The organism is Rhodococcus sp. As11, assembly GCF_048957735.1.
In the GTDB taxonomy this organism is placed as follows: domain Bacteria; phylum Actinomycetota; class Actinomycetes; order Mycobacteriales; family Mycobacteriaceae; genus Rhodococcus; species Rhodococcus gordoniae.
In genome coordinates, this window is record NZ_JARDJE010000016.1 from 63,468 (window position 1) to 82,592 (window position 19,125).

The window sequence follows — 19,125 nt, forward strand, 5'->3', positions numbered from 1 at the left end:
TCGCGATCCGGATCGACTCGGTAGCACCTGCTCTCGCTGGTAGCGCTCCCGGAGTCCGAGCCTTACTGCGACCGGCTGCCGGCGGCTGTGTGTGCCTCGGTTGCGGAGGTGCGAGACGAACTATCGGTGGAGACGATCGGATCCCGGTCGTCTCTCGATCGCGGGATGCCGAGCCGTCGGCGCAGGGAGAGGACGGCTGTCACTCCTTGCCAGAAGAGAATGCCGACGAGGATCGACAGAGCGAAGGCCAGCCAAGGACGGTCTTCTCGCAACGGTAGGTACACCTGGAAGTGCGTCAGGTAGATGTAGAGAGATGCGCTTGCCAGCACCCCTGCGATCCTGCTCAGTGCAGGTGGGCAGGGAACGGAGTCGAGCCACACGAGCAGGCACAGCCCACCTATGACGAGGAGCTCTCGCTGGAGGTCGCCGGAGAAGTATCCGGGCACAGTGGCTGCGATCACCGCGGTGACGCCCGCGCGGTGCCAGACGGTCGTCGCCGTGGCGGCGGCCCAACCCAGGGCGAACAGCCAGAAGACCATCGAGGCGCTCAGGATGAGATTGTTGCCGTCGCCGAGCTCGACGATGCCGTAGCGGGGGAGCAGACCCACGCCCACCAATCCGATGGCGAACCAGAACGAGTGTTTGCGCTCGATGCGATCGACGAGCGGGATGGACAACACCGCGATGACGACGAGCAGGATGTAGACGATCGCTTCGATGAACCAGTACCGCCATTCCGGCGTCCACCCGTCGGGTCCGAGAATGCCGTTGAGCAAGAAGGCGCTGGTCACGAGATAGTCGCCGGTCAGTGCGATCACGGCAGCGAGCCACAGCATGCTGGGGACGGCGATTCGGGCCACGCTGCCCAGGACATGGCGTACCCGTTCGGTCCGGGGAGTGGCGAGATGGAAGCGGGCGAAGTTGTAGCCGGCGACCCCGAGGAGCACATGCGCGCCGCCGAGCGCCCCGAACAGCCGAATGTGTGATCCCACGATGAGCACGATCGCGACGGCGCGGAGCAGCACGTTGGTCTCGACCGTCCGCCACCATCGTCGTCGGGGTGCGGGTACGAAATCCTTGATCGCGGTGGTGTGCCAGTTCTCGGGAAGACAGCCGAGCATCCGCTCGAGTCGGAGGGACATCTGCACATAGGACAGGGAATCGCCGCCGAGGCTCACGAACGAGCTGTCGTCGGTGACCTGCGTACTGCGCAACACCTCGGCATACAGGGCCCGCAGGGCGTCCGTGTCCACGACGGTGGTCGTTGTCGTCACCGGAACGGGTGCTGCGTCGTGGACCAGCCCGGCCACCGCCCGAAGGTCGGGTTTGCCCGTGCTGGTCCGTGGAAGTTCGTCGACGAGGCACACCCGCACCGCGGCGACGGGAAGACCGCAGGCCCGTGCGCTCGCGGACCGGACCGCGTCGACATCGCTCGCGCCTTCGACCGCCACGATCATTTCGTCCGTACCACCGACGCAGCAGGCCGTCAGGCCCTCCTGTGCGAGAGTCGACTCGATCTGTTGCAGGTCGAGCCGCAGCCCGAAGAGCTTGACGAATCGGCTGCGCCGGCCCACCACCTCGTACAATCCGCCGTCGATCTGCCGCGCAAGGTCTCCGGTTCGTAGTTCGCCCTCCAGGATGTCCCCGAGACCCAGATCCTCGGGAGTGTGCGCGTAGCCGAGCATCACGTTCGGCCCCGTATAGATCAGTTCACCGGTGCCGTCCGGAGCATCCGGTACCGCCTCGAGGCGGAAGGAGCCCCCGGGTACAGCCCGTCCGATCGACTGCGGATGGTCGGTGGCGAGTTCCGGAGGCAGGTACGCCATCCGTGCGGTTGCCTCCGTCTGTCCGTACATGACGAAGAAGTCCCAGCCCCGCTCACGACCCAGTTGCGCATAGGCGCGGACACGATCCGGTGACAGTCGCCCGCCGGCCTGCGTGATGTAGCGCAGGTCGGGCAGATCCAGTTCGTCGAATCCGAACCGGTCGAGCAGATCGAAGGTATAAGGCACGCCGGCGAAGCTGGTGCCCCCGTGTGCCCGGAACAGCTCCCAGAACGCCGGATCGGTGACCGAGCGGGTCGTGAGCACCACTGCAGCGCCGCGCAGCAGATGGCTGTGGATCACCGACAAGCCGTAGCAGTAATGCATCGGCAATGTCGTCACCGCACGGTCGGTTCCGCGGATGCCGAGGTAGTCCGCGATCGACTCGGCATTGGACTGCACGTTGCGATGCGACAGGCGGACGAGTTTCGGGGAACCGGTCGAGCCGGAGGTGCTCAACAGCAGCGCCAGGTCGGGGTGCAGCACATGTGAGGAACCGTCACCCCGTTCCTCGACAGCCACGGTCCCGTCGATGCTGCGCACCACCACGTCGGGTCGGTACGCGTCGATCAGACCTTCGAGAGCGACGGGGTTGTCGCCCGGCGCCAGCAACACCGGATGTCCGGCGAGCAGAGCCGCGAGGTAGACGATGATCACGTCGATCTCGTTGGCACCTGCGAGCAGCACCAGGCGGCGGGTCTCGCCGAGCCGGGACGTTTCGTGCCGGACCTGCGCGGCCAGTTCGCTGTAGGTGACCGTCCGCTCCGACGTGATCAAGGCAGGGGTGTCGCCGAAGTCTTGCAGCCGACGTACGAAGCGCACGCCGGGACGCTCGTCGAGTATGGGGGAGCTGAACACCGAAAAAGTCTAAGGTATGCCGAACCTAACAGCCGAGGGTAGTGGGGGAAGTTCTCCACGGTGAACGTCTCTCCTGGTCACGGCCAGGGACACCGTTCTCCTGGACGTGGCGGTCATCCGAGATGACAGGTGGCGCGAGCCGGGACAATCCACCAGCGTTCACCGCCACGTGCGGACCTTCGACGCGGTGGCCGACACAGCCTTGACGCGCTGATCGTCCGGCCGGTGCCGGGTCGGTCGGCTATCCGGCCAGTGGGACGACCTCCGAGCAAGATATGCCAGGATGACAAGCTTCCGATATGAGGTCTCCGACGTCGGTGCGTATCCCCCCGAAGAACATGACCTGGATCTCCGGCGGCACGTTCTGGATGGGCTCGGAGGAGTTCTATCCCGAGGAGCGGCCGGTCCATCAGGTGCGTGTCGACGGATTCTTCATCGACACCCATCCGGTGACCGTCGCTGAGTTCCGACGGTTCGTGAAGGCAACCGGATACGTGACGACCGCGGAAACATCACCTCGGGCCGAGGACTATCCCGACGCCGATCCGCATTTGCTCGTGCCGGGTTCGCTGGTGTTCACCGCCCCGTCCGGGCCGGTGCCGCTCGATGACTATCACAGGTGGTGGACGTGGACACCCGGAGCCTCATGGCGCCACCCGGAGGGGCCTGGCAGCGACCTGGTCGGGCGCGAACGTCATCCCGTGACGCATGTGTCGTACTTCGACGCCCGGACCTATGCACAGTGGGCGGGTAAAGAACTGCCCTCGGAGGCGGAGTGGGAGTATGCGGCGCGGGGCGGTCTGGACCGGGCCCGTTTCGTCTGGGGGGACGAATTCACGCCTCGCGGCCGCTATCGTGCGAACACGTGGCAGGGACGTTTCCCGTGGGAGAACACCGCGGAGGACGGATTTGTGGGCACCTCCCCGGTGGGAGCGTACGGACCCAATGGTTACGGGCTCTCGGACATGGCCGGCAACGTCTGGGAGTGGACCGAGGACTTCTTCTTCGCGCGCCACGGTGCGGATGGCCGTGACCTCGAATCGGCACGTGCGTGTTGTATTCCGTCGAATCCGCGCGTAACGACGTCGGATGGGGACGAGCGTTATCCTCGCCGGGTCATCAAGGGTGGATCGCATCTGTGTGCGCCCAACTACTGCTTGCGCTATCGCCCGGCTGCGCGTCAGGGAGAAAGTGTGGAGACGTCCACGTGTCACATCGGATTCCGTTGCGCCATCCGTCCATGATGCTCTGGTCGCCGTGCACTGCCGTCGGCCCGTGCCGGGAGCTTCACGGCTCCGCGGCACCGGCCGAGAGGGCTCAGAACGGGATGTCGCCTTCGATCGAGACTCGTTCCATGACTCGTCGGTGAGGGAAATAGTCGCTGGCGGCGTAGTGTTGGGTGGCTCGGTTGTCCCAGAAGGCAATCGAGTCGGGTGCCCAGCGGAACCGGCACTGGAAGTCGGGAACCTTGGCCTGATCGAACAACTGCTGGAGCAGTCGGTCGCCTTCGACCGGATCGATGTCGGGAATGTGGGTGGTGAACAGACTGTTGACGAACAGGGTCTTACGTCCGGTCTCGGGGTGCGTCCGTACGATGGGGTGCCGTACCGGAGGGTATTGTTCCTTCATCTGTTCGAGTCGCTCCGGAGTCATGCTGCGGCCGAACGACGGAACGAAATCGTGTACTGCTTCGAGTCCGTCGATCCGTTCTTTGATCTCGTCCGGGAGACAGTCGTAGGCATTTCCCATGTCCGCCCACAGCGTGTCGCCACCGGCCGGCGGAACTTCCAGCGCCCGCAGAACGGAGCCGAGCGGAGGTCGTTTCTGCCAGGTGACATCCACATGCCAGATGTTCTCCGTACCCGGATTGTCCTGGCTGCGTTCGAAATGCACCACTTCCGGAACCTCCCCCTGGGGAAGCAGCGGATGCACCTCGAGTTCTCCCCAGTGGCGAGCGAAATCGCGGTGCTGTTCTGCGGTGATGTGCTGATTCCGGAAGAACAGCACCTTCCACTCCAGCAGGGCTCTGCGCAACTCGTCGATCTGTTCGGTTTCCGGGCTGCGCAGATCTATTCCGGACACCACCGCACCGATGTACGGGGTGACAGGTTCCACCTGCACCGTCGTGTACGGAGCGGTCTCGTGCTCCCCCGCCGTGCGACGTAGCAGGCGTGGTCCGAATTCGATTTTGTGCGAGCCTATTTCAACTGTGCGTGAGGAAATCGTGGGGGACACCGGAGCTCCTGTCGGGTGGGTTCGGGCGATCACCGGTTGCGTTGTGTCCGGGATGCCGGTGGGTGGCGTCTGCGAGCAGGGCGGCGACGGTCATGTCGATCAGGTGATCGACGGTCTCGTCGAAGTCTGCTCGCACGGGTATGAATTCGGCGCGACGCTGCTCGTACAGAGCGAGTGCCGACACCGCCATGTTGAACATCAGATCGATGCGTGTCGTGGCGACACGGGCCGGGAGATGCGTCAGAGCGCGGATGAGGCGGCCGATGATCTCCGAGTTGGCGTCCCGGAGGCCGGCGAAATCGGGGGCGGCGAAGTCGACGCTCGGTGATACACGTGCGATGAAGCGGGCATAGTGGCTGCCTTCGGGTGTGGAGGCGAGGAACTCGGTCAGCGGGCGCAGTTCCGCTTCGACCAGGGCGCGTACGTCGTTGCCCAGACCGGCACGGTCGATGTCGTCGAGATGCTGCCGGCGAACCGCGTTGATGGTGGTCATTCGGAACCGAAAGATTTCTCGCAGCAACCCTTCTCGGCTTCCGAAGTGATACTGCACGGCAGAGTTGTTCCGGTGCCCTGCAGTCGTGGCGATGTCGCGCATGGACACTCCCTCGATGCCGTGTACGGCGTACAGGCGTTCGGCAGCTTCGAGGAGCGACTGGCGGGAATCGGCCGATGGCGACATGCGAACACGTTATGTCGACACACCCGCCACGTCAAGACACTGTCTTAAATCGGGGAAATCACTGCAGGAAACCTTTTTTCGTGCTGTGTCGGGTCGGCCATGATCTGTCGCGGCGGCTCGGCTCGCCGGGGTGCATCACAGGTCTCACTCAGCGGGACCGAAGGACGGTGAGGCGAACTTTCGTGATTAGCGTCACGTCGGGTCGAGCTCCGTGGAACGAGCCGACGTCTGCATGTCGCGCCGCCCCCGAGCCGCCGGCGCCCCGCGACCAATTCCACCCTCCTCGGCCCTGCCGACTCGATCTAAGGATCATGCCTGTGCGCGTTCCGACACCCCCCACGACCGGCACCTCGAAACGACGGTTGTTCGCCCTGCTCGCCGTCATCATCCTGTTCTCGGAGATCGCCACCTTCGAGATCCTCATGGTGTATCCGGCTCTGCCCCATATCGCGTCGTCCTTCAACACGTTGAACGTGGCATGGACGATGTCCATCGTCACCCTCGCCGGCGCCACACTGATGCCGATGATCGGTAAGGCCTCGGACAAACTCGGCAAGAAGCGTGTCATTCTCTTTCTCGCCGTCGTGTTCATCGTGGGCAGCGTCATCAGCGCCGCGTCGACCTCCTTCGAGATGATGTTGGTCGGCCGAGCGGCCCAGGGAGCCCTGGTCGGTATCGTCGCGCTGTCCTACAGTCTCGTGCGCGACATCATGCCGCGCGAGTTCGTTCCGATCGCGCTCGGTGTCGTGGCCACGGGCATCGGCATGTCGGCGGTGGCCGGACCGTTCATCGCGGGGTGGCTGATCGACGGTTTCGGATTCCGATCGGTGTTCTGGTTCCTCGCCGTCTACGTGGCCGCGTTGATCCCGCTGTACGCCCTGGTGGTTCCGGAGAGCCCCGTGCGCGCCGACCGGCCCGTCGACTATCTCGGGACCCTGCTTCTCGGTCCGGGTGTCGGTGTGTTGCTGCTCGGCATCACCAAGGGGTCGGCGTGGGGATGGTCGACCGGCCGGACAGTGGCGCTACTGGTGATCGGTTCGGTGATGTTGGCACTGTTCGTCGTGCGACAGCGCACCACCGAGCATCCCCTCATCGATTTCGCCATCCTGTTCGGGCGCCGGTTCGGTCCCACCGTTCTCGCCGTGGCGTGTGTCGGCTACATGATGAACGCACACGCGTTCATGATGCCGATCCTGTTGCAGACGCCGGGTGGTGTCCCGGGCATCTCGTACGGGGCGGGGCTGAGTGCCACGGCCTACGCGCTGTGGACCTGTGCGCTGGGCATCGGCGCGATGGTCGCCGGACCCCTCGGCGGGTTCTGCGCGAAGAAGTTCGGCCCGCGACAGGTGCTGATCGTCGCTGCCGCCCTGTTCATCTTCGTGATGTTCCTCGGATCCCGTCTTCCCCAGACTCTGGCCGAAGCGATCACCATCAGCGCGGCAGCCGGATTCGCGGTCGGTTTCCTGCACTCCTCCAACGCGAACCTGGTTCAGGACTCGTTGCCGGCCGAGCAGAGCGGGGTGGGCACCACGATCGCCGGAGTGGGTATGCAGCTGACATCGGCGGTCGCCGTGACGGTCACCGGTGTGATCATGGCGAACCATGTGGCCGGTGCACGCCCCGGCGGTAAGGCCGTGCTCTATGCCGACTCGGCTTTCGTGCAGGGATTCGGTGCTGCTGCTGTGGTCGGCGCGGTGGGCATCGTCATCGCGCTGGTGATGAAACACGGACGTGCACCTGCTCAGGGTGGACTTGCCACGCCCGCGCCCGCGCCCGCGACATCGACGGCCCCCCGCGAACACGTCTGACCCCCGTCGACGCCCTCTGCCCCGCACCCACCACGTCCAGTCAGGAGCATCTCGATGGATCGCCATGCCTTGCCGATCGTGACTTCGAGCCCTCAGCCTTCGGCCGCCGTCGACTACCGCAGTCAAACCCGCCCGTTCCGCCGGGACGAACCCGTCCGTCCTCCCGCAGGCGCACCGAACGTGCTTCTCGTGATGATCGACGACGTCGGATTCGGCGCAGCGTCCGCGTTCGGTGGCCCCTGCCGCACGCCGACCGCCGAACGGCTCGCCGAAGACGGCTTGAAGTACACCCGATTCCACACCACCGCGTTGTGCTCACCGACCCGCGCCGCGACCCTGACCGGGCGTAACCACCACTCGGTCGGAATGGGCGTCATCTCCGAGATGGCGGGCGCGGCACCCGGATACAACGGAACACGTCCCGCCTCGGCTGCCACCGTGGCGCGCATCCTGCAGGGAAACGGGTACACCACGGGAGCGTTCGGCAAGATGCACCAGACTCCGACCTGGGAGATGACTCCGGCCGGACCGTTCGACAGATGGCCTTGCCGTGAGGGATTCGACAAGTTCTACGGATTCCTCGGCGCCGAATCGGATCAGTTCAACCCGGTGTTGTACGAGGACTTCACGGTGGTCGCACCGCCGAGAACACCGGAAGAGGGTTACCACCTCTCCGAAGATCTGGTGGATCGCGCTCTGGCCTGGATCGAGGGTGTGAACGCCGTCGACGAGAACAAGCCCTGGTTCTGTTATCTGCCGTTCGGTGCCTGTCATGCACCGCTGCAGGTACCGGACGAATATCTCGACAAGTACCGGCACGAGTTCGATCACGGCTGGGACCGGCAACGTGAGATCACCCTGGAACGTCAGAAGCGCCTGGGTGTCGTGCCCGAGGACACCGTCCTCGCGCCGTGGGCCCCGGGACTTCCCCACTGGGACTCACTGGACGACGACGCGAAGAAGGCGTCTGCGCGCTTGATGGAACTGTACGCGGCCTTCCTCGAACATACCGATGATCAGGTCGGCCGCCTCGTCGACCGACTGCAGGAGACCGGGGCGCTGGACAACACGCTCATCCTGTACATGCTCGGCGACAACGGAGCCTCCGCGGAAGGAGGCCTGGAAGGTTCGTTCAACTATCTGGCGGAATTGAACGGCTACCGGAGCACTACGCGGGACGTGCTCGACCGGTTCGACGAACTCGGCACACCCACCAGCTACCCGCATTACCCGGCTTCGTGGGCTCTTGCACTCGACACCCCCTATCAGTGGGCCAAGCAGGTCGCTTCACATTACGGCGGCACCCGTAACGGGCTGATCGTGCACTGGCCTGCCGGCATTGCCGCCACAGGTGGCCTGCGCCATCAATGGCACCATTGCGTCGATATCACCCCGACCATCCTCGAGGCGGCGGGCGTTCCGGCGCCGCACACGGTCGACGGTGTCGCCCAGATGCCCATGGAAGGTGTCGCGATGAACTACACGTTCGACGACCCGGCGGCCGAGGAACGTCACGTCACCCAGTACTTCGAGATCTTCGGTAACAGAGGTATCTATCACGAGGGGTGGACGGCGGTGACGGCACACCGCGCGCCCTGGCACATGGCGACCTACGGTCTCGAACTGTCCGGCCTCGACGAGGACCGCTGGGAGTTGTACGACACCACCACCGATTGGTCCCAGGCCCGCGATCTGGCGGACGAACATCCGGACGCCCTCGAGCGCTTGAAACAGCTCTTTCTCACCGAAGCCGCCCGATATCGGGTGCTTCCGCTCGACGACCGCACCGTCGGCCGAGGATCGGATCCGAGCTCCCGGCCGCCGCACCCGTTCGCGGGCCGACGCACCGTGACGCTGTATCCGCACATGCAGGGACTGGTCGAGAAGGCTGCACCCTCGTTCTTCAACCGTTCCTTCTCGCTGACCGCCCGGATCGACACTCGGGGGTCATCGTGCGAAGGAATGCTGGTCGGTATCGGGGGGCGTTTCGGCGGATTCGGGTTCTATGTGCTCGAGTCGCGGCCGGTGTTCTGCTACAACTTCAACGGAAAAGAGCACACTTTTGTTCGAGGACCGGCACTCTCGGAAGACGTGCGCGAGGTGTCGGTGCATTTCGAGTACGACGGTGGAGGCATCGGTAAGGGTGGCCGAGTGACACTGCTGGTCGACGGTGTCGCCGTTGCCGATGGGCGCGTCGAACGCACTGCGCGGGCGATCTTCTCGATGAACGAACAGCTCGATATCGGTATCGATCGCGGTAGCCCGGTGGCCGAGGAGATCGCTCGCCGAGACCGTTTCGCATTCTCCGGCACTGTGCATCACGTCAGAATCGACTTCGGTTCGGGTGGGGGAGTCCCGGTGGACGAGCAGCGGCGGATAGCGCTGGCAACCCACTGACCGGAGGTCGATGATCGCTGTCGACCGCGGCCCGGGAAGTCCGTCGAGGGACTTCCCGGGCCGCGCTGCCCGGGTGGTTCGAATGTGTCTGTGCGGGATGACCGACCTGTTTCGGAAATGGGTTGCCGGCGAGTCACTTCACGATGTTGTTCGGTGGCATGTCGAGCTCGTACTCCGAGGATTCACGATCAGGGCCGGAAGATTCTTCTCCGGAATCGGCTTCGAATCGGGCCCTGATGGGGTGTGTTCGCGGGTCTCGGAGCGTCGGGGCGACATGCATCGCGCGGGCCCAGGAGGCTTCTCCGGGTGAGGGATCTCGTGCAGAATCCCGTCGACGCCGGTACCTGGTCTTGAGATGATATGCAGCGATGATCACGGCGAACGCGATCAGCGACTGCACCAGTTCCGGACGGGCACCGGTAAACCACATTCCCACGAGGATCGCAGCGATGGCGACGGTGACCACGATGGGCAGGACGGGATAGAGCCACACCCGGAACTGCAGGATCTCCGGAGATGTGCGTTCCCACCGGCGGCGTAATACCAGCTCGGACAGGCAGATCAGGATGTAGACGAACAGGCAGATCGCGCCCGACGAGGTGACCAGATACAGGAAGATCGTCTCGGGCCAGAGGTAGGCGGCAGCGATACATATATAACCGATGAAGGTGCACGACAGCACCCCCTTCAGTGGCACGCCGCGGGAATTGACGGATGTCATCCAGGCAGGAGCGTCACCGTGGGCGCCGAGTACGAACAACATTCGCGAGGCCGTGTAGAGCCCGGAGTTCAAGCAGGAGAGCACGGCGACGAGAACGACGAAGTTGAGTATTTCGGCTGCGCCGGGGACACCCAGTACATCGAGGGCGGAGACGAACGGGGATTCTCCGACGACGTAGCTGTCCCACGGCAGCATGGTGACGAGCAAGAATGTGGCGCCGACGAAGAACGCCAGGATCCGGAACACCACCGTGCTGGTAGCGCGGCGGATCGCCGCGGCAGGTTCCTTCGATTCGGCTGCGGCGATCGTCACCAGCTCTGCTCCCGTCATCGAGAAGATGACGGCGACGACACCGACGAGGACAGGAGTGAAACCGTTCGGCAGGAAACCGCCGTGGGCAGTCAGATTCTCGAAGGACGGATCGGCTCCCGGCCAGACACCCGACACGTAGAGGCCGGCCAGGACGAGAAACGCGATGATGACCGCGACCTTGATCCCGGCGAACCAGTACTCCGCCTCACCGAAGTTGCCGACCGACAACAGGTTCACCACGGTCATCAGCAACAGTAGGCCGGCCGCCATCAGCCACAACGGAACGCCGGGGAACCAGCGACCGAGCAAGGTGGCTCCGACCACCGCCTCGATCCCGACAACGACCACCCAGAAGTACCAGAACAGCCAGCCCGTTGCGAAGCCCGCCCAATTGCCCATGGCGTCGCGGGCGTATTCGGTGAACGACCCGGTGCACGGCTTGGCGACGGCCATCTCACCGAGCATCCGCATGACCAGGAAGACGATGAGTCCACAGATCAGGCAGGTGAGGATGGCCCCGGGGCCCGCTTGGCCGATGATGGCGCTGATGCCGACGAAGAATCCCGCCCCGATCACCCCGCCCATCGACAACATGGTGAGATGACGTCTCTTCAAAGCGTGACCGAGGGTATCGGACCTATCGGCCGATGAATCGGTGTGCACGGCACTCCCTTCGAAGCCTGGTGTACGGCGCAATCGGGTTACCGGTTCCGGTGTGCCGGCAGCGCTCACGTTCGATTGGGAGAACACTACGAACACGATGTGATCTGCGACATGTCCATGCTGTACAACCGATCGATGTCGCCTGGCCGTAGGGGCGATTGCTCGCCCGATGCGCCACGCCTCGTCCGGAGACATCGCCGCATCTGCGCCTGTCCGGACTCGGGACGGGGCGGGCCGGATCACCGGTCCGCCCCGTCCTCGTCAGGACCAGTGCGCGACAGAACGAGTTCGGAGCAGGTCGCGGAACTGTGTGGTGGTGGTGGGCAGCAGCTCACCGGTTCCCCAGTCGACGATCACGCCGTAACGCCGTACGAGGTCGAGCATGGACAACTCACCGCTGCGGTAGCGTGCGGCGACGGACTCGGGTTCTTCGTCCAGCCAACCCTCGCGCGACCGGCGGATCGCCGTGCGGGTTCGTTCGGTGGCGTCCCGGTCGAGTTCGTAACGGTCGATCTCGGGGTCCACCGGCACGACGACGACGCCGTAGTCGAGGGCGGCGCGCTCGAGGGAGACGTATCCGTCGATCACGTCTTCGAGCACGGACTCCGGATCCCGTCGCAGGGGATCCCCGTATCCGCCTCCGCCGGCCGACGGCCTGTCGAACGAATCACCGGACTGCACAGGAACGTTCGAGAACACGGATCCGAGGAAGCGTTCCTCGGGTGTGCCCCGGTTGAGCCAGACCCCATGGGGAATGGACGGTAGGCCCCCTTCGATTCCCCAGGTGACCGAGCGGGAGCGGTCGCAGCAGTAGGACATCACGCTGTTGTCGCTGTCGGTGAGGACACCGCCCTTGGACAGGCCGCATCCGCCGCGGTACTCGCCCGGTCCGCCGGAGTCGGTGATGATGGCGTGCTCGGTGGTGAGCACGGGGGTGAGGCGTTCTTGTCCTTCGCACGGCTGGACGGCAAGACCGATGCCGAACACCGGTGCGGTGGCGCTCGATCCGTCCTTCGAGTTTCGGCCACCCCAGCCGCCGGCCATCCAGTCGTACCACATGAAGAAGGGGCGCTCCTCGGTTCGGGCGTCGCGCCCACCGACGAGGAGGTACTCGAGGTTGAACGAACAGGCGATGCCCCGGGAGGGCACGACTTTCGACCACAGTTCGAAGATCGCGTTCATGATCTTCTCGTAGGGGCCGGAACAGAACCCGGTCACCGCATGCGGCCAGCCTGCGTTGACGACGGTGCCCTCGGGCCCGAGTTCGGTGTGAATCGCGTTGTACAGTCCCGAATTCAACGGGACATCGGGGAAGAACGACTTGGTGCCCGCCATGATTCCGGAGAATGCGGTGCCGTAACCGCTGTTGAGGAAGCTCGCGACGGCAGGTGCGCTACCCGTCAGGTCGTAGCTGAGTTGATCTCCCTCGATGGTCATGGTGACCCGGATCGGGACGAGGCCCTCGGGACGCGCGGGATCGGAGTCGAGGTAGTCCTCGGTGGTCCAGGTGCCGTCGGGGAGATCGGCGACCCGGCTGCGGACGATGCGTTCGACGTAGTTCTGGACCTCATGCATGGCCTCGGTGACGGTGCCGCGACCGTATTTGTCCACAAGGCGAAGGATCTCGCGTTCGCATATCCCCGTCGCCTCGGCCTGGGCGTGCAGATCGCCCATGCTGATCTCCGGCGACCGCGTGTTCGCGACGAGGAGCTTCGCGACGTCGGCGAGGAACCGGCCCTCGTGCCACACCCGCACCGGGGTGATCCGCAGACCTTCACCGAAGTGTTCGGTGGCAGTGACGTCGAAGGATCCCGGCACACTGCCGCCGATATCGGCCCAGTGCCCTTTGTTCTGAGCGAAGGCGATGAGGACATCGTCCGCGAAGATGGGCCGGATGAAGCTGACGTCGTTGAGGTGGGTGCCGCCGCGATAGGGGTCGTTGACCATGAAGATGTCGCCGGGGTTGATGTCGGAGCCGAATTCGTCCAGTACGGCCTTGCACTGGAAGTGGAGCGTGCCGACGTGAACGGCGATGTCCTGGCTGCCCTGCATGACGGTGTTGCCCTCGGCGTCGCAGAGCGCGGAGGAGAAGTCCCGCGAATAGATGACGAACGAGTAGCAGGTGCGCAGGATCTGCTCGGACATCAGATCGACCGAGGTGGCGAACGCGTTCTTGAGGACCTCGAAGGTGACCGGATCGAGGGTGGTGGACGGGGTGGTCATCGGGACTCCTGGATGTCGATGCGGATGTTCGCCCACTCGTCGATGGTGGCGGTGGTCCCGGGTGGGACAACGGTGGTGGAGTCGAGCTGGGTGATCACGGCGGGGCCCGGAATGCGCGTACCGAACCCGAGCGTGTCACGGTCGAAGACGGGCGTGTCGAGCCGGCGCTGTGCTTCGTCGAAATAGACGCTGCGCCGTTCCACCGCTACCGGTTCGGCCGTGGTGGGCTCGCCGGCATGCGGGAACTTCGGCTTCGGTGTGGTGCCCACTGCGCGCAGGCCGATCTGGTAGATCTCCACCGGGGTGTCGTCGCGCCGGAACGAGTAGTCCCGTTCGTGTTCCTCGTGGAATCGTTCGACGGCCTCGTCGAGGAAGCCGGGACCGTTGCCGGCGGCGACGGTCAGCGATCGCCACTGACCGGCGTAGCGCATGCTGATGTGACGGTCGAGAACCATGCGTTCGGGTGCGACGCCCTCGTGGCGCAGTCGTTGCGTGCCTTCCTGTTCGAGGCGCAGGAACTCGCGTTCGAGCGCTGTCGTGTCGATGTCGTCCACGCGGCCCTGGAACATCGCCGACAGATCGTGCCGGATGTCGACGAGCAGGCACCCTTGCGCCGAGATGATGCCCGGGTGCGGCGGCACCACGACGGTCGGAATGGACAGTTCCTTCGCGAGGGCCGCGCCGTGCAGGGCGCCTGCGCCGCCGCAGACGACGAGAACGAAGTCGCGGGGATCGTATCCTCGACGAATCGACAACAGCCGCACGGCATCTGCCATGTTCGCATTGGCGACCTGGATGATGTTGCTCGCCGCGGTGTCCGCGTCGAGACCGAGCGGTCCTGCCACGGTCTGTTTGATCGCGTTCTCCGCTGCCGCCACGTCGAGGCTGAGTCCACCGCCGATGAGGGCGGTGCCCAGTCGGCCGAGCAGCACGTTGGCGTCGGTGTTGGTCGGTTCGGTGCCGCCGCGCAGATAGCAGGCCGGGCCGGGGGAGGCGCCGGCGGACTGCGGGCCGTTGCGCAACGAACCCGCTTCGTCGAGCCAGGCCAACGATCCACCACCGGCACCGATCGTGAGCACCTCGATGCTGGGGAAGGAGATGGGGAAGCCGTACTCGACCTGCCACTGTTTGGTGGTGCGGACCTCGCCGTCGTAGACGAGGGAGATGTCGGTACTGGTGCCACCCATGTCCAGGCCGATCGCGTTGGGGTACCCGCAGCGCGTCGCGATGTCGGCCACGGCGATCGCGCCGGCGGCGATACCCGAGGCTGCGAGCCGAACCGGATACTTCTCCACCATCGCAGGGGTCATGGAACCGCCGCCCGAGTGGAGCAGCAGCAGATCACCCTCGTATCCGTCGGTGCGCAGCTGCGCTTCCAAACGGTTGACGTATCCGCTGACCAGCGGGGCGAGCACGGCGTTGGCGACGGTGGTCGAGGCGCGGTCGTATTCGAAGATCTCGGGGAGGATCTCGCTGGAGGTCGAGACGGTGACGTCGGGCAGTTCGGCTTCGAGCAGGGCTCGTACGCGCTGTTCGTGATCACTGTTGACGTAGCTGTTGATCAGGCACACCGCCACGGTCTTGATGTCCTTGCGGCGCAGGATGCGGGCGATCTCGCGGACTTCTGCTTCGTCGAGTGGGGTGACGACCTCGCCGGCGTAGTCGATGCGTTCGGTGACTTCGTAACGGTCACGGCGGCGGATGTAAGGGGGGCCGACATCGACGTACGTGTCCCACAGCTCGTCCTTGGTGCCGTCGCGGATTTCGAGTACGTCGCGGAATCCGCGGGTGGTGACGAGGGCGGCCGGCGGGAAGTTGCGGGTGATGAGCGCGTTGGTGGCAACGGTGGTGCCGTGCGAGAACAGGGTCACCTCGCTCAGGTCGACGCCCGCGGCACGCACACCGTCGACGACGGCACGCATGGGATCGTCCGGGGTGGAAGGGACCTTCGCGATCCGTGTGGTCGATGCTTTCTCGTCGAAGATGCACACGTCCGTGAAAGTGCCGCCGACGTCCACGGCGACGCGCAGGTAAGGATTGCGAGATGTGATCATCGTCATACTCCTGGTTGGGGTGGACCCAGTATTCGACCTGGTCGACAACCCATCAATTGGAAGAAGTGAATCGAGCTCCCCGATTCATTGGAGATTTTCACAGTACGGGGAGAAGATGACGGACATGCTTCCCGACCGTTTCCGGCTCGTCGACCTCCTGCTCGAACCCGATCTCGGGCTCCGGCTGGTCACCGATGCCGACCCGAATGTCGGAATCACCGGGGCACACCCGATCGAGATCGAGAACCCGACCCGATGGCTGCAACCGGGTTCGATGATGCTCACCACCGGTTCACGCTTTCCGGTCCTCGAGCACCCACAGCCGGCCTACCGCGAACTGATCCGCGAACTCGTCGGGGCGGGCATCACCGCACTGGGGTACGGGGTAGGAGTGATCACCGAGGACATTCCGCGGTCCCTGCTCGACGAGGCCGAGCGCCATCGATTCGCCGTCGTGGCGATTCCGTCGGAACTGCCGTTCATGGAGGTGGTCGGGCGCGTCGGAGCGGCGGTGCAAGCGCAGGACTCGATGCTGCTACGACGCACGCTGCAGATTCAGAACCACCTGCTCGAGGCGATGACCGCCGAGGCTCCCGAGGCCGACCTCGTCGCCCGACTCGCCGGTCTGCTCCGCAGCAGCGTGATCCTCTACAACGAGGTCGGGGATGTCGTCGCCTCGGCCGGCGGCGCGCCGGTGCACCTGATCCGCAATCAACTTCGCGGCCGGGAGGGGCGGTTGCTGTTCCGGGTGGGCCGATGGGCGGTGAGTGCTCACTCCATCTCACCCGGCGACCAGTACTACTGGTTGGCTCTCGCCTCCAAGACGAACGAACTCAGCGACCCCCTCACCGACCCTGCCGTCGAAGTGTCGCTGAGGCTGCTCAACACCATCGAGCGCACCCGTCAGCGAGCTACCGTGGAGAACCGCGCGCGCCACACCGCACTGGTGCGTGCGCTCGTCTCGGGCGACCCGGCCCACGCCGATACCGTCCTGGAACAGTTGGAGATGCTGCGGTTCGGCCCGGATCCCGACGTGCGCCTACTGGTTCTGTCCGCTGCTCCGGAGTACGAGAACCGTCGATGGGTGTTCCGGGCGAACTCCCTGCTCGAGGCCGTCGAGGCGGACGTGTCCGGTCTGGCTCGCGATCTGGGGCTCACGCTGCTGCTCGCCCGGAGCGAGGGGGGTCTCGTCGGTGTGGTCCCTGCTGGAGCGGAGGCCTTCGAATCGTGGTCCGCCAACCTTCCGCAGGGATTGAGATGTGGATCGAGCGAACCGTTCACCGACCCCACGCGTGGTCCCGAGAAGTTGCGTGAGGCACGCTGGGCGTGGCGGGCCGCCGAGCGCCGCGGACGTGCCGCCCAACGCTTCGAGGACGTCGGTCTCGCCGACTGGCTGCTGGCGGCTCGCGATCCGGAAGCGGCGCTCACACGAGCTACCGCCGTTCTGGCACCGTTGCTCGACGGACACGAGGACCTGATGGACTTTCTCGTGCTTCACCTGGCACGCGAACTGGACGTGGGGCGCACTGCTCGGGAGCTGAATCTGCACCCGAACACCGTGCGGCACCGCGTGAAACGAGTCGAAGAGCTGTTGGGTTGTTCGTTGCGTTCCCCCCGGGACGTCGCCGACGTGCATCTGGCTCTCGAGGTTCTCGCCGAGCGTCGCACCGCATAGCGGTCGCTCTGAGGAAGGATTGGGTTATGGCCATCACCGTGCGTCGGCTTGCGACAGTGCCGGAACTCGGGCTCACTCTCGTGGCAGGTCGCGAGGGAGCCGATCGCATCATCGAATGGGCGCATCCGATCGAACTTCCGGACCCCACTCCGTGGCTTTCGGGAGGCGAGCTCGTGATGACCACGGGACTGGAGATCGGCGCCGGCGCCGACGAACAGTTCGCGTACCTCCAGGGCCTGGCAGGGGCCGGTTGCGTGGCCTTGGCGTTCGACACGGGCACCCGGTTCGACCGCGTGCCCGACAGTCTTCGTACCGCAGGTGATGCACTCGGGTTCCCGGTCCTGGCCGTGCCCGCATCGACGCCGTTCATTGCCATCACCCGAGCGGTCATCGACGAGTTGACCGCCGATCAGGTCCGGGCGGTGCAGCGGGTCGTCGATCAACAGGAGCGGTTGGTCCGGGCCACACTGCGCGGCGGGGTCCCGGCGGTCGTGACCGCGCTCGGTCAGGCTCTCGCGGGAGCGGCTGCCGTCGTCGACGTCGACGATCGCGTGCTCGCCGAGTACGGGTCCGACACGACCCGGGTGGTCCGGCAAGCCCGCGGAGTGTCGGAGTCGGCGACGCGATCGCCGCGGCGCCGGCAGATGAGCAAGGTGTCGGCCGATGCAGACGGGCACTACACCGTCCAGAGCATCGCGACCGCCCAGGATCTCCACGGATACCTGGCAGTCGGCACCGCGGAACCGCTCCGTCCGGCCGACCGATTGCTCCTCGCCCACGCGGTGTCCCTGATCTCCATCGAGCTCGGTAAGCCCGCGAAGGTGCAGAGCGCAGAACAGCGGCTGCGTGCGGTGGTCACCCGGACGCTCGTCGACGCCCCCGACCGCATGGACGCCGGGTTGCTCCGGTACTTCGGATTCGAACCGACCGATACCGTCGCGGTCGCCGTGTTCACCGACATCGGGCCACTGTTGGCCGCGGAACGGCAGATCGGTGCTGCCCTGGCGGCCGAGGGGATTCCCTATCTGTCTGCCCCTGCCGATGCGGATGTGATGGTCGTTCTCCCGGCAGATCGGGCACGTGAGATCGCCACTCGGGTGCAGGAGCGGGTGTGTGCGCAGCTCGGCCGGCCGGTCCGGTGTGGGTTGGGCGGGGCATGTGATGTCGCGGATGTGAGCAGTAGTGTTCGGCAGTCTTTTTCGGCTGTTCGGGCAGTGCGGGGCGACAGTCGGGGTCCGGTGGTATTCGCCGAACTGGGTACGTTCTCGGTGTTGCTCGGCATGCAGGATCCGGATGCATTGCGCGCCATCGCCTATACCGGCCTGGAGGCGCTCGATGCCTACGACGCCGAGCACGGATCGGGTGGGCGCCTGATCGAGACCCTCGCCGTGTACCTCGAGCACAACGGCCAGGCCGAGAGCGCCGCAGCGGCACTCGGTATCCACCGGCACACGCTGCGCAACCGCCTTACGCGCATCACCGAACTCACCCGTCGTGACCTCGAATCCGTTCACACCCGCACGGAGTGGTGGCTGGCCGTCAAAGCCAGAGAGATGCTGGATGGCGCGTCGAGCTGAGCGAACCCCGGCCACCTTGCGCACTGTCGTGCTGCAGGATCGTTCGACGGGGACCGCCCCGCTGCCGGACGGCAGCGGGGCGGCGATCTCCAGTCCTTCG

General features: G+C 65.3%; 11 protein-coding genes. 5 read left to right on the top strand and 6 right to left on the bottom strand.

Annotated features, from left to right (window positions below; genetic code table 11):
- Window positions 1–62 precede the first annotated feature (62 nt).
- Complete coding sequence (locus PV766_RS18290) at window positions 63–2,681, bottom strand: AMP-binding protein (protein WP_421097572.1); 2,619 nt, start codon at window positions 2,679–2,681, stop codon at window positions 63–65.
- Between the two features lie 338 nt (window positions 2,682–3,019).
- On the opposite strand from PV766_RS18290, the gene PV766_RS18295 reads away from it, so the two are divergent.
- The gene (locus PV766_RS18295; protein WP_421097624.1) at window positions 3,020–3,925 is read left to right on the top strand and encodes a formylglycine-generating enzyme family protein; all 906 of its coding nucleotides are present in this window, start codon (window positions 3,020–3,022) and stop codon (window positions 3,923–3,925) included.
- 73 nt (window positions 3,926–3,998) lie between these two features.
- Here the strand turns inward: PV766_RS18295 and tauD are convergent, their stop codons facing one another.
- Together tauD and PV766_RS18305 are read right to left on the bottom strand one after the other, a co-directional pair.
- A complete protein-coding gene (tauD, locus tag PV766_RS18300; protein WP_371053974.1) occupies window positions 3,999–4,850 on the bottom strand; it encodes a taurine dioxygenase in 852 nt (283 codons plus the stop codon).
- Window positions 4,851–4,884: 34 nt separating this feature from the next.
- Window positions 4,885–5,595 (bottom strand): TetR/AcrR family transcriptional regulator, encoded by a 711-nt coding sequence (locus PV766_RS18305; protein ID WP_421097573.1) that lies wholly within the window; start codon window positions 5,593–5,595, stop codon window positions 4,885–4,887.
- Between the two features lie 311 nt (window positions 5,596–5,906).
- On the opposite strand from PV766_RS18305, the gene PV766_RS18310 reads away from it, so the two are divergent.
- Complete coding sequence (locus tag PV766_RS18310) at window positions 5,907–7,403, top strand: MFS transporter (RefSeq protein ID WP_064063685.1); 1,497 nt, start codon at window positions 5,907–5,909, stop codon at window positions 7,401–7,403.
- A 54-nt stretch (window positions 7,404–7,457) separates the two neighbouring features.
- The gene (locus PV766_RS18315; protein WP_421097574.1) at window positions 7,458–9,800 is read left to right on the top strand and encodes an arylsulfatase; all 2,343 of its coding nucleotides are present in this window, start codon (window positions 7,458–7,460) and stop codon (window positions 9,798–9,800) included.
- A 133-nt stretch (window positions 9,801–9,933) separates the two neighbouring features.
- Here the strand turns inward: PV766_RS18315 and PV766_RS18320 are convergent, their stop codons facing one another.
- The 3 genes from PV766_RS18320 to PV766_RS18330 all read right to left on the bottom strand — a co-directional run bounded on the left by PV766_RS18320 (window position 9,934) and on the right by PV766_RS18330 (window position 15,779).
- The gene (locus tag PV766_RS18320) at window positions 9,934–11,427 is read right to left on the bottom strand and encodes an amino acid permease (protein ID WP_421097625.1); all 1,494 of its coding nucleotides are present in this window, start codon (window positions 11,425–11,427) and stop codon (window positions 9,934–9,936) included.
- Between the two features lie 330 nt (window positions 11,428–11,757).
- Complete coding sequence (locus PV766_RS18325) at window positions 11,758–13,719, bottom strand: hydantoinase B/oxoprolinase family protein (RefSeq protein WP_064063682.1); 1,962 nt, start codon at window positions 13,717–13,719, stop codon at window positions 11,758–11,760.
- Complete coding sequence (locus PV766_RS18330) at window positions 13,716–15,779, bottom strand: hydantoinase/oxoprolinase family protein (RefSeq protein ID WP_421097575.1); 2,064 nt, start codon at window positions 15,777–15,779, stop codon at window positions 13,716–13,718. Before PV766_RS18330 ends, PV766_RS18325 begins: the two co-directional genes overlap by 4 nt.
- A 109-nt stretch (window positions 15,780–15,888) precedes the next feature.
- Here PV766_RS18330 and PV766_RS18335 point away from each other — a divergent pair, with 109 nt between their 5' ends.
- A complete protein-coding gene (locus tag PV766_RS18335) occupies window positions 15,889–17,448 on the top strand; it encodes a PucR family transcriptional regulator (protein ID WP_421097576.1) in 1,560 nt (519 codons plus the stop codon).
- A 26-nt stretch (window positions 17,449–17,474) separates the two neighbouring features.
- Window positions 17,475–19,025, top strand: a complete 1,551-nt coding sequence (locus PV766_RS18340) for a PucR family transcriptional regulator (RefSeq protein ID WP_421097577.1) — start codon at window positions 17,475–17,477, stop codon at window positions 19,023–19,025.
- Window positions 19,026–19,125: the final 100 nt, after the last annotated feature.

What these genes read in the sequence shown, in the direction of transcription:
- PV766_RS18325 (WP_064063682.1), bottom strand. Translation starts at nt 13,719, where the DNA reads ATGACCACCCCGTCCACCACCCTCGATCCGGTCACCTTCGAGGTCCTC.
- PV766_RS18330 (WP_421097575.1), bottom strand. Translation starts at nt 15,779, where the DNA reads ATGACGATGATCACATCTCGCAATCCTTACCTGCGCGTCGCCGTGGAC.
- PV766_RS18295 (WP_421097624.1), top strand. Translation starts at nt 3,020, where the DNA reads ATGACCTGGATCTCCGGCGGCACGTTCTGGATGGGCTCGGAGGAGTTC.
- PV766_RS18320 (WP_421097625.1), bottom strand. Translation starts at nt 11,427, where the DNA reads ATGTTGTCGATGGGCGGGGTGATCGGGGCGGGATTCTTCGTCGGCATC.
- PV766_RS18315 (WP_421097574.1), top strand. Translation starts at nt 7,458, where the DNA reads ATGGATCGCCATGCCTTGCCGATCGTGACTTCGAGCCCTCAGCCTTCG.
- PV766_RS18340 (WP_421097577.1), top strand. Translation starts at nt 17,475, where the DNA reads ATGGCCATCACCGTGCGTCGGCTTGCGACAGTGCCGGAACTCGGGCTC.
- PV766_RS18310 (WP_064063685.1), top strand. Translation starts at nt 5,907, where the DNA reads ATGCCTGTGCGCGTTCCGACACCCCCCACGACCGGCACCTCGAAACGA.
- PV766_RS18305 (WP_421097573.1), bottom strand. Translation starts at nt 5,595, where the DNA reads ATGTCGCCATCGGCCGATTCCCGCCAGTCGCTCCTCGAAGCTGCCGAA.
- PV766_RS18335 (WP_421097576.1), top strand. Translation starts at nt 15,889, where the DNA reads ATGACGGACATGCTTCCCGACCGTTTCCGGCTCGTCGACCTCCTGCTC.